The sequence below is a fragment of the Ruminococcus turbiniformis genome, assembly GCF_020687545.1.
GTDB classification, from domain to species: domain Bacteria; phylum Bacillota; class Clostridia; order Lachnospirales; family Lachnospiraceae; genus Mediterraneibacter; species Mediterraneibacter turbiniformis.
The window spans coordinates 52785-67343 of the sequence record NZ_JAJEQX010000015.1 but is presented as its reverse complement, the minus strand read 5'-3'; the positions used below and the strand labels follow the sequence as shown (position 1 = coordinate 67343).

Annotated in this window: 17 protein-coding genes; 13 read left to right on the top strand and 4 right to left on the bottom strand. The window is 49.3% G+C overall.

The features are described from left to right. Nucleotides 1-31: 31 nt before the first annotated feature. From LKD70_RS09665 to LKD70_RS09645, 6 genes are all read left to right on the top strand, one after another. The gene (locus tag LKD70_RS09665) at nt 32-235 is read left to right on the top strand and encodes a hypothetical protein (protein ID WP_227707826.1); all 204 of its coding nucleotides are present in this window, start codon (nt 32-34) and stop codon (nt 233-235) included. A 6-nt stretch (nt 236-241) separates the two neighbouring features. Next, nucleotides 242-1096, top strand: a complete 855-nt coding sequence (gene nadC, locus LKD70_RS09660) for a carboxylating nicotinate-nucleotide diphosphorylase (RefSeq protein WP_227707825.1) — start codon at nt 242-244, stop codon at nt 1094-1096. A gap of 104 nt (nt 1097-1200) precedes the next feature. Beyond that, nucleotides 1201-1758 carry a transcription repressor NadR gene (locus tag LKD70_RS09655; RefSeq protein ID WP_227707824.1) on the top strand — a complete coding sequence of 186 codons (558 nt, stop codon included), beginning with the start codon at nt 1201-1203 and terminating at the stop codon, nt 1756-1758. After that, nucleotides 1746-2081, top strand: coding sequence for a hypothetical protein (locus LKD70_RS18780; RefSeq protein ID WP_407690944.1), 336 nt, complete (start codon nt 1746-1748; stop codon nt 2079-2081). The genes LKD70_RS09655 and LKD70_RS18780 overlap by 13 nt, the downstream gene beginning before the upstream one ends. Then, nucleotides 2050-3003: a class I SAM-dependent methyltransferase gene (locus tag LKD70_RS09650; protein ID WP_407690943.1), complete on the top strand. Its 954-nt coding sequence runs from the start codon at nt 2050-2052 to the stop codon at nt 3001-3003. The genes LKD70_RS18780 and LKD70_RS09650 overlap by 32 nt, the downstream gene beginning before the upstream one ends. Further along, entirely contained in the window at nt 3000-5441 is a 2442-nt protein-coding gene (locus tag LKD70_RS09645) for a C39 family peptidase (RefSeq protein WP_227707823.1), read from the top strand. Before LKD70_RS09650 ends, LKD70_RS09645 begins: the two co-directional genes overlap by 4 nt. Nucleotides 5442-5473: 32 nt before the next feature. On the opposite strand, the gene LKD70_RS09640 is transcribed toward LKD70_RS09645, so the two are convergent. The 3 genes from LKD70_RS09640 to LKD70_RS09630 are packed head-to-tail and all read right to left on the bottom strand — an operon-like array spanning nt 5474 to nt 7135. After that, complete coding sequence (locus tag LKD70_RS09640; RefSeq protein ID WP_227707822.1) at nt 5474-6172, bottom strand: 3'-5' exonuclease; 699 nt, start codon at nt 6170-6172, stop codon at nt 5474-5476. Then, on the bottom strand, nt 6169-6369 hold the full coding sequence (locus LKD70_RS18775) for a helix-turn-helix transcriptional regulator (RefSeq protein WP_227707821.1): 201 nt from the start codon (nt 6367-6369) through the stop codon (nt 6169-6171). The genes LKD70_RS09640 and LKD70_RS18775 overlap by 4 nt, the downstream gene beginning before the upstream one ends. Then, the gene (locus LKD70_RS09630; protein WP_227707820.1) at nt 6338-7135 is read right to left on the bottom strand and encodes an AraC family ligand binding domain-containing protein; all 798 of its coding nucleotides are present in this window, start codon (nt 7133-7135) and stop codon (nt 6338-6340) included. The genes LKD70_RS18775 and LKD70_RS09630 overlap by 32 nt, the downstream gene beginning before the upstream one ends. A gap of 207 nt (nt 7136-7342) precedes the next feature. Here LKD70_RS09630 and LKD70_RS09625 point away from each other — a divergent pair, with 207 nt between their 5' ends. The 6 genes from LKD70_RS09625 (at nt 7343) to LKD70_RS09600 (ending at nt 12517) form a co-directional block, all read left to right on the top strand. Next, nucleotides 7343-8224: a glycoside hydrolase family 43 protein gene (locus tag LKD70_RS09625; protein WP_227707819.1), complete on the top strand. Its 882-nt coding sequence runs from the start codon at nt 7343-7345 to the stop codon at nt 8222-8224. Between the two features lie 15 nt (nt 8225-8239). Beyond that, nucleotides 8240-8818: an SDR family NAD(P)-dependent oxidoreductase gene (locus tag LKD70_RS09620; RefSeq protein ID WP_227707818.1), complete on the top strand. Its 579-nt coding sequence runs from the start codon at nt 8240-8242 to the stop codon at nt 8816-8818. A gap of 17 nt (nt 8819-8835) precedes the next feature. Then, the gene (locus LKD70_RS09615; RefSeq protein WP_227707817.1) at nt 8836-9156 is read left to right on the top strand and encodes a TIGR04076 family protein; all 321 of its coding nucleotides are present in this window, start codon (nt 8836-8838) and stop codon (nt 9154-9156) included. Beyond that, the gene (locus LKD70_RS09610) at nt 9153-9839 is read left to right on the top strand and encodes an NAD(P)-dependent oxidoreductase (protein WP_227707816.1); all 687 of its coding nucleotides are present in this window, start codon (nt 9153-9155) and stop codon (nt 9837-9839) included. Before LKD70_RS09615 ends, LKD70_RS09610 begins: the two co-directional genes overlap by 4 nt. Further along, nucleotides 9733-10791, top strand: a complete 1059-nt coding sequence (locus LKD70_RS09605) for an MFS transporter (protein ID WP_320442599.1) — start codon at nt 9733-9735, stop codon at nt 10789-10791. Before LKD70_RS09610 ends, LKD70_RS09605 begins: the two co-directional genes overlap by 107 nt. 250 nt (nt 10792-11041) lie before the next feature. Beyond that, nucleotides 11042-12517: a carbon starvation CstA family protein gene (locus tag LKD70_RS09600; protein ID WP_227707815.1), complete on the top strand. Its 1476-nt coding sequence runs from the start codon at nt 11042-11044 to the stop codon at nt 12515-12517. 145 nt (nt 12518-12662) lie between these two features. Here LKD70_RS09600 and LKD70_RS09595 read toward each other — a convergent pair whose 3' ends face one another. Next, on the bottom strand, nt 12663-13094 hold the full coding sequence (locus tag LKD70_RS09595; protein WP_227707814.1) for a hypothetical protein: 432 nt from the start codon (nt 13092-13094) through the stop codon (nt 12663-12665). A gap of 220 nt (nt 13095-13314) precedes the next feature. On the opposite strand from LKD70_RS09595, the gene coaBC reads away from it, so the two are divergent. Further along, nucleotides 13315-14505 carry a bifunctional phosphopantothenoylcysteine decarboxylase/phosphopantothenate--cysteine ligase CoaBC gene (gene coaBC / locus LKD70_RS09590; protein WP_227707813.1) on the top strand — a complete coding sequence of 397 codons (1191 nt, stop codon included), beginning with the start codon at nt 13315-13317 and terminating at the stop codon, nt 14503-14505. The last annotated feature ends 54 nt before the right edge of the window (nt 14506-14559 follow it).

Below are 14559 nucleotides of genomic sequence, written 5' to 3'. Positions count from 1 at the left end.
GCAGGACAGGTAAGCGTGCAGGACAGCGTAAGTGTGCAGGACAGGTAAGCGTGCAGGACAGCGTAAGTGTGCAGGACAGGTAAGCGTGCAGGACAGCGTAAGTGTGCAGGACAGTGTAAGCGTGCAGGACAGCATAAGCATGCAGGGCGGTATAAGCGGACAGGAAGAAAATGACGGGGCACAGAATCAGGAATCGTACAGACTGTGCGGTGAAAATATAGAAAGGGAAGCGTGATAAGAGATGAATAAGATTACAATGACACTTCAGGCAGATCATCTGATACTGGAGGCTTTAAAGGAAGATATATCGAGTGAGGATGTGAGCACAAATGCCGTTATGAAGCAGGCGGTGAAAGGCGAGGTTGAGCTGATCTGCAAACAGGACGGAGTCGTAGCCGGACTGGATGTATTCCGCAGAGTGTTTGAGCTGCTGGACGCGAAGACGGAGGCGGTATTTTACTGTCAGGACGGGGATGAAGTGAAGGCAGGACAGCTCATGGGAAAAGTGACCGGGGATATTCGCGTGCTTCTCTCGGGAGAGCGCGTGGCGCTCAACTATCTTCAGCGGATGAGCGGGATCGCCACGTACACGCATTCGGTCGCGGAGCTGTTAAAGGGCAGCAGGACAAAGCTTCTCGATACGAGGAAAACCACGCCGAATATGAGAATCTTCGAGAAATACGCGGTCCGTGTGGGCGGCGGATATAACCACAGATATAACCTGTCAGACGGAGTCCTTTTAAAGGACAATCACATCGGGGCAGCGGGCGGCGTCGTGCAGGCGGTCAGAATGGCGAAAGAGTATGCGCCGTTTGTACGTAAGATTGAGGTAGAAGTGGAAAATCTGGATATGGTCCGCGAGGCGGTGGAAGCGGGCGCGGATATTATTATGCTCGACAATATGTCCACAGATGAGATGCGGGAGGCGGTTCGTATTATCGCAGGAAGGGCGCAGACAGAGTGCTCGGGAAACGTTACGAAAGAGAATATCGGACGGCTGACAGAGCTGGGAGTGGATTATATTTCGAGCGGAGCTCTGACGCATTCCGCATCCATACTTGACATTTCAATGAAAAACCTTCATGCTGTAGAGTGAGAAGGGCAGAACTGCAGGGCGGATGCGCATGACAGGTAAAAACTATTCTGCGTGTCTGCTTTTTTGATACTTCCGTTGATTTTATCAGGAAAGGAGGAGAGCCGATGACTGGTTCGGACAGAAGAGACGCAATCGTGGCGAAGATTAAGGAAAGCGATGCGCCGGTGGCGGGGAAAGATCTTGCAGCGTCGTTTCATGTGAGCCGCCAGGTGATCGTGCAGGATATTGCGTTGATTCGCGCGGCAGGACATGATATTATATCCACGAACAGGGGCTACATTATCAATGAGCCTTCCTCGGTAAGCCGCGTCTTTAAAGTAAGACATACAGATACACAGCTCGAAGACGAATTAAACTCTATAGTAGATTTGGGCGGTATAGTTTGTAATGTCATAGTAAACCATAAAGTTTACGGAAGGCTGGAGGCTGACCTCAATATCACATCGCGGAGAAAAGTGGCTGAGTTTGTATCGGATATACACAGCGGAAAGTCCAGTCCTCTTAAAAATATTACATCCGGTTATCACTACCACCGGGTGGAGGCGGACAGCGAGAAGACGCTGGATCTGATTGAGGAAATGCTCAGGGAGAAGGGGTATCTTGTGCAGCAGGAAGTTTCTGTACAACATAGGGACAACGGAGATGCAGAATGGAAGAAATGACGAATTTGAGCGGACTGCTTGAGTCAGTCCTGAATATAGATTTTATCCGTGCGGTTATGAGTAATCCGCGCGGAAAAGAGGGGATAATAAAGGTGAAAATCAGGCCGCTTGAGAAAAGGGGCGAATTGTATTTTCAGCTGGAATCATTTACAAAGACACAGGCGTTTCATGAAAACCTGAAAGCGGACAGGGCGCGTGAGAAGATCCTTGAATATATGGGAGAGTTCCGGCAGATGCAGATCGAGACCAGGGGGGGAAGAGTACACGGTTCTTGTCAGCAAAAAGGGAAAAGTGACAGTAAAGCGCAGGAAAAGAAAGTGTGAGGTCTGCGCGGCTGACCGTTCTCATGACAGGAAGAAACGCTATATTCTTGAAGAAGGCGTGCCAGTGCCGTTCCTTCGGGATCTGGGGGTTATGACAGAGGAGGGAAAAATCGTCCGGACCAAGACGGACAAATTCCGGCAGATCAACCGGTTTCTGGAATTTATCGAAGATATTCTGCCGAAGCTTGACAGGGGGCGCGAGCTTCAGATCATTGATTTTGGCTGCGGAAAATCTTATCTGACGTTTGCCATGTATCATTACCTTCATAATTTGAAGAGGTATGACATACGGATTACAGGGCTGGACCTGAAAGAAGAGGTGATCAGGCACTGTCAGAAACTTGCCGATGAGTACGGGTATGAGAAGCTGAAGTTTCTCGTCGGGGATATCGCAGACTATGACGGCGCAGGTAAAGTCGACATGGTGGTCACTCTCCATGCCTGCGATACGGCGACAGATTACGCGCTTGCGAAGGCGGCGGGCTGGGGCGCGGAAGTGATCCTTTCCGTTCCGTGCTGCCAGCACGAGCTGAATGCACAGCTTCAGCCGGAAAGCGGGAAAACGCAGCCGTGCAGTAGGGAGTCACAGTCAGACAGAAGGCAGGCTGCCGCGTGGGAGACTCTTGCGCCTGTGCTTGAGTACGGGCTTCTGAAAGAACGGTTTGCGGCTCTTGTGACAGACGGACTCAGGGCGAAATATCTGGAAAGCCTGGGATATGAAACGCAGGTCCTCGAATTCATAGATATGGAACACACACCGAAAAACATTCTCATCCGAGCGGTGAAAAGCAATAAAAGAAACGAAAAAAGCTCTATTGAAATTGATAAATGCAAAGAATTCCTGCGTGTAGATCCTGCGCTTGGGAGACTGCTCGCAGATAAAGCGGATAAATCGAACAAAGGGGAGACTATAACAGAATGAAAAGAAGAATCATCAAGGCGGGGGTGCTGTTTGTTATTTTTATTGCTGCGCTCGTGGTCAGCAGCCTGGTGATCAACAGGGGAACGGCCGACGAGATTGTGGACATGGGATCGCCGACGCTGCCGCGGATTTCCTTTACAACGGGAGGTGTGAAGGTGAACCCGCTTTTTGGCTACACGCAGGACATGGATATTACGGCGATGCGTGACACGATCACTCCGCTGGAAGCGGACGGCTCGCTTCTTATGAATATAGAGGAGGGGACGGACCAGGTCAGCTCGATCCGGTATGAAGTGTACTCTCTTGACGGGGAGGAGAAGTATAAAGAAGGTGATGCGGAGATGACCGGGGACGGCTCGGCTGTTGCACTCGCCCTCGGAAATATCCTGTCTGATGATGTACAGGAAGCTGTGCTCAAAGTGATTCTCACAACGGAGGATGAGACAGTCAGCTATTATACGAGAATCGAGAGGCCGGATGATATTGCAACTTCAGAGTGCCTTTCGTTCGCGCAGGATTTCCACACCAAGGCGATAAGCGGTGACACGTCCGCGGATCTCGGCACCTATCTGGAACCCGGCGAGGAGAGTGATAACACGACGTATCAGACAGTCAACATCCATTCCGACATCACGCATATTCTGTGGGGGGATCTTGCTCCGGAGCTTGTAGATGAGGCTGAGTGGAGCATTAAGGAAAGCAATTCGGTCTATACATCCCTTCTGGCAAGATATCAGGTGTCCTGCCAGGATGAAAACGGGGAGACAGACCTCTACAATATAAAGGAATTCTTCCGGGTGAGGTATGTAGAAGGGACGATCTACCTGCTTGACTACAACCGGAATATGGAGAAAGTATTCCAGGGAACGGGAAGCGATTTCGATGAGGACGGCATTCTCTTCGGCATTTCTTCGGATGATATCCAGTATGAAACAGAGGGGGATGGCGCTGTCACCGCGTTTGTCAAAGAGCGTGAGCTGTGGCTTTATGACAGGGACACGGATGAGCTCACGCTGGTGTTCAGTTTCGCGGATCAGGAAGGGAGAGATGAGCGCAGCAAAAATGACCAGCATGCTGTGCGTGTCCTGGATCTGGACGAGGACGGAAATATTGTATTTGCAGTCTATGGGTATATGAACCGCGGTTTCCATGAGGGCGAGGTAGGCGTAGGAATTTATTACTTTAACAAGGATAGCAATCTCGTGGAGGAGCAGGCGTTTATTCCGAGTACAAAGTCGTTCGCCATAGCGGAAGCTGAGCTTGGCCGGATGGTATATTACAATCACGGAAGTTCCATGCTGTATGTGCTTGCGGACGGCACGCTCTACCAGATTGATCTGGAACATGACGAGCAGACGGTTCTTGCGGAAGGACTTACGGAAGAGCAGTATGCGGTGTCGGACGACGGAAGCTGCATGGCATACCTGACAGCCGCTGCGGAGGATGCGCCGGAGCAGATTACGGTTATGGATCTGAGCAGCGGGGAGCAGTATGCTGTGGAAGCTCCGGAAGGCATGACGGTGCGTCCGCTTGGGTTTGTAAACGGAGATTTTGTGTACGGAAAAGTCAATCCGGACGACACCGGGACATCGGCTGCTGGGGAGGAGATCACTCCCATGTATGAGATTGAGATACGGAATTCGAAAAATGAAGTGGAAGCGTCCTACAATTTCACGGAGCAGAATATTTACACAACGGATATTCTTATTGAAAATAACCTTCTGACATTTGAGAGAGTTGTCCGTGACGGCTCATCCTACAGCGCGGCGGCGCAGGAGTACGTGACGAACAATCAGGAGAGAGCGGAGACGGCCGTAACGCTGGAAACATACAGCACGGATACAATGCAGACACAGATGATGCTTGTATTTGAAGACGGAATAGAAAATACGGAACCGACCATACTGAAGCCGGAACAGATTGCGTCCGGCGAACCGATCACGATCACGCTCGGGGATACAGACAGCGGACGGAAGTTCTATGTCTATGGAATGGGTGAGCTGGTCGATATTTATGACCGTGCCGGAAGCGCGGTTCAGAGAGCGGCGCAGGTATCCGGAGTGGTGATCTCCTCGGATCAGGCATATGTCTGGGAGAGCGGAAACAGGGATCTTGTCTATTCTGCAGAAGCGTCTGCCTTCTCGAAAGAAGGAGACGAGACATCACTGGCAGCGTGCGAGCGGTATATGGAGCAGTACGATGCTGTACAGGTAGACCTGACCGGATGTACGCTTGACCAGGTGCTTTACGTCATCAACCGGGGCTGCCCGATGATCGCGTTTATCAGTTCGGACCATGCGGTGCTCCTGACAGGATATACGATGACAGATATCACGTATATCGATCCGGACACCGGCGGAGAATACACGGTAGGACAGGGCGAGATGTCCGTGATGACAGAGGCGGCCGGGAATATGTTCCTTGGATATATCAGATAATAATACGCCGGGAATGGCTTTTGGCTGTTTCTTTATCCTTTCAGCAGTCCGTCAATCAGCCGGGACGCCTCGCTCCGGCTGATTGTGTCCGGGTCCCAGGCGATGTCCGCGCCCTTTTTGCGGATAAGATTTGTGAGAAATGCGATCTGCTTGGGGGTGGCGGGCTGTTCTTTCTTTATTCTGTATGTAAGCTGGACCGGCTGAAAGAGTTTCGGGTAGTCCGCTTCAAAATAGTGTGCGAGTGTCTGATAGAGCTTGGCTGTGGCGAGCGCGTCGTGGTAGGCTCTGTGTGCGGATTTGTTTTCAATGTGGTAGTGCTCGCACAGACTTCCCAGGCTCTTTGAGCTCAGGCTGCTGTGAACCTTCTGCGCGATCTTCAGCGTATCGATTCCCATTTTTTCAAAGGGCAGTCCGTCAGCCGCGGCGCTGCATTTCATAAAACTGTAGTCGAATGTCACATTGTGTCCGATCAGGACGTCATCTCCGCAGAAGTCGAGAAAGTCCGGGACAACCTGGCAGCGGGGACGCGCTCCTTCGACCATCTCGTTTGTGATTCCCGTCAGATTGGTGATGGCGGCGGAAATCGGGAAACGGGGGCGGATAAATTCCATGAACCGCTCCGCGACTTTCCCGTCCCGCACTTTCAGGGCGCCGATTTCTATGATTTCATTTTCCCGGGGATTCAGCCCGGTTGTCTCTACGTCAAATGCAATGTATGATTTCAAGCTCATTTCTGCTCCTCTTTCTGAATTTGTTTTCGATATTCACTGGGAGACATGCCATACAGCTCCTTAAACGCCCGGGAAAGGTAGTCTGCTGACTGGTATCCCACCAACTCTGCTATCTGAGAGATTTTATAGTCCGTATTCAAAAGGTAATTCCGGGCATGCTGCAGCTTAATATTGCGAAGAGCCCATCTTGCTGTCATATAAATGAATTGTATTTCCAAAGTTTCTGAGCAGCCTTCCGAAAAATACATGGATCATATGGATGGCAATTTCATTGGCAAAATTATCTTCGATATTTGTCTCGTCAAAAATCTTCTGAATCATCTCTTCCCATTCCTGCCGGTTTTCTATCTTAAACGAAATGTAGTTTCCGTGCTTCTCTCCATAAAGCGCATTGATAAAAAAGGCCGAAAGAAGTGTTTTCGTATCCAGCAGAGAAGAAGACACCTGATCAAATGTTGTTGTCCGAATGTTGATACTGAGAATCAGACTGTTTTCCCCTGCCAAAATGCTGTGCTTAGAATGAGGTGCGATGATTTTCAGATCACCTTCTTCAAGCTTCTCGTTTTCTCCCGCAAAATTCAATATCCCGTTTCCGCAATATACATATACAACTTCAAAAAAATTGTGAAAATGCATATAAGGATTGATATAGGGAAGGTTCACCACGGTAAATACATCTTTGGACACGGGAATGATATTGGTTTCCTGGATAATGTCATGTTCGGGCCCGGACAATACAAGATCCACGTGAACGATCTGAGAATAAGCATGCCCCATGAATGCTTCCTTTTCCAATCGCCGGAATGAGGGACGGAATTTTAAAGGAACAGTAGACAGCTTTTTCTGATCGTACAACCGTTTTAAAACATCCGGAAAGTCAAGACGGGTATGATATTTTTTAAAATAATCAGCCGCACACTCTGCCACCATATCCAGACGGGCATTTACAATATGCCCCATCATTTTTCCTCAATTATCTTTATCTCGCAAATATTATCACAAATATTTTGACAAATTATAACACGGTATGCCTGACAAGACAAGAACAGCCTTTGCATAGCTGTTTAAATAAAGTCGGATTCAGGGAATATAAAGTCATTCTTTCGCCGACATCCATATGCTATCTTATTTGCAGTGTTAAGAATCTGAAACAGAAAGGAGACAATAACAATGAAAACTGCTGAAATTAAAGTGCGCGATCCCTATATTCTGCCATATAAAGGCAAATATTATCTGTTTGGCACCAGAAGCATGACGGCCTGGGGTCCCGCCGACGGTTTTGACTGCTATATCAGCGAGGATCTGCAGGAATGGAGCGATCCCATAGAAGTCTTTCGCAAACCGGAAGATTTTTTTGCCACAGAAAAATACTGGGCGCCAGAATGCTTCTGCTACCGGGACGCATTTTATCTATTTGCCACTTTTGCGTCAGAGTCCGTGAGAACCTGCATGTATATTTTGAAAGCCGAGCGGCCGGAAGGACCTTACTCCGTTTACAGCGAACAGGTCACACCGCCGGGATGGGCAAGCATAGATGGAACACTTTACGTGGAGGAAGGCGTACCTTATCTTGTATTCTCCCGTACCTTTGAGGATGTGCCGGACGGTCAGTTCTGGTATGTGCGTCTGACTCCCGATCTGAAGAAAGCTGACGGCGAACCTCAACTTCTTTTTAAAGGAACAGATGCCCCCTGGGTGACACCAATCCCCTTTGCCAAGTCTGATCTGGGGATTGACGGAGATGTGTATCTGACCGACGGCCCCTGCATGATCCGCCTGGCAGATGGATCTCTTGGTATGGCCTGGTCCGCATGGGGAGAACAGGGATACGCCGTAGGGCTCGCCATCTCCGAATCCGGCTCTCTTTCAGGCCCGTGGCATCAACAGGCTGAGCCTGTGTACCCGGAAAATGGAGGGCACGGCATGTTTTTCAAGACTACAGAGGGCAAACTTCTTTTTGTGATGCACTCACCCAACATACACTACCAGGAGACGCCTGTTTTTAAAAAAGTGGAACTCACTGGAAATACTGTCCGGTTCTTAACGGACTAATACTGGGAGGCCGATATGAATAAAGAATTTGAGGGGAAAAATGTATTGATCACCGAAACCATCCGGTCCATTATCCTTGATTTTGGAAAAATTGATGTCCTTGTTCAGGCAGCAGGGCTTCTTCAAGGTAAACCGGCGCTGGAAATTACAGAAAATGAATGGGACCGAATGCTGAATGTCAACGCAAAGGGCATGTTTTTTATCATGCGGGAAACAGTACGGTATTCCATGCAGTTTCATGGCGGAGCTGTTATTAACCTGTCCTCAATGGCCGGAATCCGCGGCATGCGTAAAGGGATGGAAGCCGCCCATTACAGCGCTTCCAAAGGCGCGGTAACGGCGCTCACTATGCAGGCAGCCACAGAATGGGCGGATAAAGGCGTGCGGGTCAACTGCATCGCTCCCGGAGGAATCAAAACAAAAGCGATGGAGGAACTGAAATTTGAAGGTGCGCTTAATCCGGTTCCGCTTGGAAGACTGTCGGATCCTGAGGACATTGCCCACGCTGTCCTTTTCCTTTCCGGGGAAAAATCAGCCATGATCACGGGGCAGACTCTTATCATCGATGGAGGAAGTTCCAGCGTCGGATATTGATGTAAGGAGAAGATTAAATGAGAAGATGTAAGATTACTGTATTAAAAACATTATTGTTTGAAGAACTTTCAGCCCGATACGGCGATCATCCTGTAACCGAAAAATGTCCCGTATTTAAAGAAGGGCAGACTTTTATCACCGGAGGCATTTTCGGCAACGAAATGCCGGAAGGGTTCTGTGCGATGGCCTGGCAGGCTCTCGTTATGCCGGTAAATGTACTGGTGGGAGGCGGTAAGGTTCTGGGCCTGGACGAACGGCATATCGCCTGCTGTGCCGATGGCGTACGCCCCGCCATTTTCCTTCTGGAAAGAGTAGAGGACAGGGAGGAAGAAAAATGAAGACGATCGTAATCGGAGGCGGAGGACGGCTTGGCCAGAAAATCGTAAAACGTCTGCTTGATGGCGGTCATCAGGTTACTGCCGTCGTAAGGTCAGGGAACTCTCCGGACTTCAGAGCCCGGGTTCTTAAAAAAGACCTGTTTCTTTTGGATAAAAAGGATCTGGAAGAAGCTGATGTCGTCATCAGCGCTTACGGGAGCGGCTTTCAGGCTGATCCCGCAGAGAACAGACGGGCTATCTCTCATCTGGCCCGTCTCACCCGGGGATCCGGTATCCACCTGATCATCGTAGGCGGTGCCGGTAGTCTGTTTGCCGATAAGACTCACCGGGTTTACATTTATGAGACTCCTTCTTTTCCGGACTTTCTTCGGGAGATTTCAAGGAATCTTAAGGAAGGGCTGGACGAACTGTACCGCTCAGAGGATGTGCTCTGGACTATGTGCTGCCCTTCTGAAATATTCGATTATGAAGGATCCTACACCGGTCAGTATCTGATCGGAGAGAGTGATGAACCTCTTATAAATAAAGACGGACAGAGCTATATCTCCTATGAGGATTTTGCCAAAGTAGTCGTGGATATCGCGGAAAAAGGGCTTTATAAAAAGAAACGGAACCCGGCTGTTCGGCACAATCAGTTTTGCAGCCACTGCCATCGGAACTTTCCTGGTAGGTATTTCCTATAATCTTCCGGACTCCGCATATATGGTATTCTTTGCAGGCATTTTTATCACAAAGCTTGCCACCTATGGTATTCAGATGCTTTGCTTTCAGCTCTGCGCCACCTGGTTTAACAAAAGCCGGGGACGGGTTCTTGGTATCGTCACCATTGCTGCGCCTTTGAACTCAGCTACATCTACGACTCTGCTCACTCTGGGGCAGAATGCGCTGGGCTTTCAGTTTACCTATTTTATCGTAGGCGCTATCCTCGTAGCAGCTACTGTTCTGACTTTTATCTTCGCCGTGACCACTCCTGAAGAAAAGGGATTGACTGTAGACGGTCTTCTGGACGGCGTGAAAAAGGAAGAAAATACCGTTACCCGCCAAAAGCCCCGGCTGACTATGAAGGATATCCTCACAAATCCCAATACCTGGAGACTGACAATTACATTTGGCATTTTCTCCGGAACTATTGGCCCGGTCATGGGATTCTTTATCTCCCGTATGAACGAGGTAAACGTGGCCACTCCCACCGCCCTTACCATCCTGACTTTTGCGTCCCTTCTGGGTATCGTACTGAGTTATGTTTATGGATGGATCGATGATAAAGTAGGCACCTTTTTCTCCTGCCGTATTTTGAGTATCGGTTACGTCCTTATGATGGTCTGCTTCTATTTTGGCAGTGCGGACAACTTTATTCTCATCATCCTGGCGGGCGTATGCATGGCTTCCATGACCGGCGGAACACCGAATCTGCATCCTTCCGCCATTATGAAAACTTTCGGCGCGAGAGAATACCAGAACGCCAACTGTTACATCACCATCGGCGTATCCTTAATTTCCTCTTTCGGAATGCAGCTTATGAGTGTTGTCACCGATGCCACCGGATCTCTGGATATGAGTTATGTAATCTTTGGCGTCCTTGCCACCGTTGCCACTATAAGCATCTGGAATACAAAAATCGTAGTTAAAGAATAAAGTTTTCATCAATACTCCTCAGCAGGGGCGGCTCCATTTCCTGTTTGGCAGACCAGACAGCGATGCGGGCCTCCCCTGCGTTTGCAACCGCGGCTTCAATCTTGATCTTTTTTAATGGAGAAATATTATATAATTGTAAAGAAAATAAAAATTTTATAAAAATAAATCATTTACATGTCGGGGCGGGATGATTATACTATATTCGTATGTTAAATAATTTCCTTATCAAAGGAAAAGGAGGGCAAAACATATGATTACATTCATTATCGGCCTCGTGATCCTTTTTGTGGGCGCTGCGCTCTACGGAAAGTTCTGCGAGAAAGTATTCGGTCCTGATGACAGGAAAACTCCTGCCTACGAAAAACAGGACGGCGTGGACTATGTCCCTATGAGGGGCTGGAAGAACAGCCTGATCAACCTGCTTAACATCGCAGGTACAGGTCCGATCCTCGGACCGATTCAGGGTATCCTGTTCGGACCGATTGCATTTATCACGATTCCGATCGGAAACATTATAGGCGGAGCAATGCACGATTATTTTTCAGGAATGATCTGCCTGCGCGACGGCGGTACGCAGATGCCGGATATGATCCGCAGGTACAGCAACAAGGGTGTGTACACGTTTTATCAGATCTTCTGCAGTCTTCTGCTTCTTCTTGTAGGCGCGGTGTTTATCTACACGCCGGGAGATATTGCGGCGACGCAGGTGTTCGGGTTTGACGGCGCTGTGGATTCGGTGTCCACATGGGTGATCTACGGCGTTATTTTTGTATATTACCTGATTGCTACAGTATTTCCGATTGACAAGATCATCGGACGGATCTACCCGATCTTCGGAGCGATTCTTCTCTTCTCCGCAATCGGCGTATTTATCGGAATCTTTGTTAAAGGATATCCCCTTATAGATCTCTGGGATGACTGGAACGCAGGCGCTGTTCTGTATGGCGACTACTTCAGCGCAAACCACTTTATCCCGATCTTCTTTATCACGGTTGCCTGCGGTATCCTTTCCGGTTTCCACTCCACACAGACGGCGATCATTTCCCGTACAATGAAGAGTGAGAAGCAGGGACGCATGACATTCTACAACATGATGGTAATCGAAGGATTTATCGCTATGGTATGGGCTGCAGGCGCAATGGGCGTTTACAACCTGGGACTTCAGGAAGCGAACGCATCACTTGCAACAGCGACGATCGGTGTTGTATGTAAAAATATCCTCGGCCCGGTTGGCGGAATTATCGCACTGCTCGGCGTTATTGTGCTTCCGATTACATCGGGTGATACCGCGCTGCGTGCGCTGCGTCTGACTATCGCTGACTCCTTCCATCTGGATCAGAAGTCTGTGAAGAAAAGACTGGGACTTGCGGCAGTAATCTTTGTCCTTGTGGCAGTGATTCTCGTATTTGCAAAGAGCAACGCAGACGGATTCAACATCCTCTGGAGATACTTCGCATGGTCCAATCAGAGTCTGTCTCTGTTCGCATTCCTGGCGATTACGGTATGGATGTTTGAGACAGGAAGGGCGAAGTACGCATGGATGCCGCTTATCCCGGGAACATGGTATGCGTTTGTCACGGTTACATATATCGCGAACGCGCAGATCGGATTCAACATTCCGTGGTTCGGTGCTTATATCATCGGTATCGTTGCGGCTGTTGCTTACGCGGCTGTTCTGATCTGGTACGGTAAGAAGCGTTCGGAAATGAAAGCAAAGAAACAGTAATCAGAAAAACAGAGAGAGAAATACCGTAAAAATACAAGAAAAAACGGCCCTGCACCGCTTTCAGAAGAAGAGCGGTACGGGGCTGTTTTGCTGAGGGACAGATAAAACGCAGCCGGGAATCAGAAAAAAGAATCAGAAAAAGAAATCAGAGAAATTCTTTCAGCTTTTTCATCAGATCCTCCTCTGTCCGGATGATCCTCTGCGCCAGTCCGGAGACGCTTTTCTCCGCGTCGTCAAACCGGTTCGCCTTCTCGCCCAGCGTTTTGATTCCCATGCTGCAGCCGTCGATCAGAAGTTTTGCGATCTGAGTGTTGCTGCTGTCCGCAGTCAGCTTGATTTCTGTCGTAAACCAGGATAACGTGCTGGCCATAATCCCCGGAGATTTTTCGGGATTTCCGGAACTTTCAAGAAGCGCGGCGGCCTCTTCTTCCAGACACCTGTGTTTCTCTGTGTAATCGTCAACCAGGTTCTGAAGCTCTGAATCCCGGATGAATCCGGACACCTGCTCAAAGGCGGCGGCCGCCATCTGGCAGCCCAGACTGCATTCTTCCAGAAGCTTTCTTGTAGATTCGTTCATTTTGATGTACTCCTTTTTTGTCAGAAGATGTGTGTGTTACGGTTTAAAGTTTCTGCGTTTTTTCGCAAAATATGCGGATTTCCGTGAAATGTGTACATTGATTTTTCCCTTGTTTTACAATATAATGAACCAGAACCGGAGCAATCCCGACAAAACTGCGGGATGTTCACAAAAGATCGGATAACGGTTCGCAAAAGTAAAAAAGGGGGTAAGAACCAAAATGCTGAAGGGAAAGACAGTCCTGCTCGGCGTGACAGGCAGCATTGCGGCGTATAAAACCGCGTATCTGGCAAGCGCACTGAAGAAGCTGAACGCAGACGTCCACGTCCTGATGACAGAGAATGCGACCAACTTTATCAACCCGGTCACATTTGAGACGCTCACCGGCAATAAATGTCTGATCGACACATTTGACCGGAACTTTGAGTTCAGCGTGGAGCATGTTTCTCTCGCGAAAAAGGCCGATGTGGTCATGATTGCGCCGGCCAGCGCAAATGTGATCGGGAAGCTGGCACACGGGATCGCGGACGACATGCTGACGACGACGGTTATGGCGTGCAGATGCAAAAAGCTGATCGCACCGGCCATGAATACGGCCATGTATGAGAACCCGGTCGTACAGGACAACCTGAAGATCCTGAAGAACTATGGATACGGAATGGTCAGCCCTGCTGTGGGCTACCTGGCCTGCGGCGACACAGGGGCCGGAAAGATGGCGGAGCCGGAGCTTCTGCTTGAGTACATTCTTCAGGAGATTGCGTGCGAGAAGGATATGAAAGGCCTGAAGGTGCTTGTGACGGCAGGGCCGACGCAGGAATCTATTGATCCGGTGCGCTATATCACGAATCATTCTACCGGAAAGATGGGCTATGCGATTGCACGCGTATGTGCGCGGCGCGGCGCATGTGTGACGCTTGTGACAGGTCCGTCGGCGCTGAAGCCGCCGGAGTTTGTGGAAGCGGTGGCGGTAAAATCTGCCCGGGACATGTTTGAGGCGGTTACGCAGAGGTCCGCTCATCAGGATATTATCATCAAGGCTGCGGCTGTAGCGGATTACCGGCCGAAGCACGTGAGCGGCGAAAAGATGAAGAAAAAAGACTCGGAGCTCTCGATTGAACTGGAACGTACAGATGATATTCTGGCATATCTGGGAGCGGAAAAGCGGGAGGGACAGTTCCTCTGCGGCTTTGCCATGGAGACAGAGAATCTGCTGGAAAATTCCAGACAGAAACTGAAGAAAAAGAACCTGGACATGATTGTCGCCAACAGTTTGAGGGTTGACGGAGCCGGGTTCGGAGGAGACACAAACGTAGTGACGATCATAACGGAGAAAGAGGAAGTTTCACTCGGGAAAATGTCAAAAGAGGAGACAGCCTCGCAGATCATTGATCGGATTATGGCAATGAGATAAGAATTTCATTTCTGCGCCAAAAGTATTGTATCCCCAAAGGGGAATGATAACAGG

Excerpts from the sequence above, each read along its gene's own strand:
- nadC (WP_227707825.1), top strand. The coding sequence starts at position 242 with ATGAATAAGATTACAATGACACTTCAGGCAGATCATCTGATACTGGAG.
- LKD70_RS09655 (WP_227707824.1), top strand. The coding sequence starts at position 1,201 with ATGACTGGTTCGGACAGAAGAGACGCAATCGTGGCGAAGATTAAGGAA.
- LKD70_RS18780 (WP_407690944.1), top strand. The coding sequence starts at position 1,746 with ATGGAAGAAATGACGAATTTGAGCGGACTGCTTGAGTCAGTCCTGAAT.
- LKD70_RS09645 (WP_227707823.1), top strand. The coding sequence starts at position 3,000 with ATGAAAAGAAGAATCATCAAGGCGGGGGTGCTGTTTGTTATTTTTATT.
- LKD70_RS09640 (WP_227707822.1), bottom strand. The coding sequence starts at position 6,172 with ATGAGCTTGAAATCATACATTGCATTTGACGTAGAGACAACCGGGCTG.
- LKD70_RS18775 (WP_227707821.1), bottom strand. The coding sequence starts at position 6,369 with ATGACAGCAAGATGGGCTCTTCGCAATATTAAGCTGCAGCATGCCCGG.
- LKD70_RS09630 (WP_227707820.1), bottom strand. The coding sequence starts at position 7,135 with ATGATGGGGCATATTGTAAATGCCCGTCTGGATATGGTGGCAGAGTGT.
- LKD70_RS09625 (WP_227707819.1), top strand. The coding sequence starts at position 7,343 with ATGAAAACTGCTGAAATTAAAGTGCGCGATCCCTATATTCTGCCATAT.
- LKD70_RS09620 (WP_227707818.1), top strand. The coding sequence starts at position 8,240 with ATGAATAAAGAATTTGAGGGGAAAAATGTATTGATCACCGAAACCATC.
- LKD70_RS09615 (WP_227707817.1), top strand. The coding sequence starts at position 8,836 with ATGAGAAGATGTAAGATTACTGTATTAAAAACATTATTGTTTGAAGAA.
- LKD70_RS09610 (WP_227707816.1), top strand. The coding sequence starts at position 9,153 with ATGAAGACGATCGTAATCGGAGGCGGAGGACGGCTTGGCCAGAAAATC.
- LKD70_RS09600 (WP_227707815.1), top strand. The coding sequence starts at position 11,042 with ATGATTACATTCATTATCGGCCTCGTGATCCTTTTTGTGGGCGCTGCG.
- LKD70_RS09595 (WP_227707814.1), bottom strand. The coding sequence starts at position 13,094 with ATGAACGAATCTACAAGAAAGCTTCTGGAAGAATGCAGTCTGGGCTGC.
- coaBC (WP_227707813.1), top strand. The coding sequence starts at position 13,315 with ATGCTGAAGGGAAAGACAGTCCTGCTCGGCGTGACAGGCAGCATTGCG.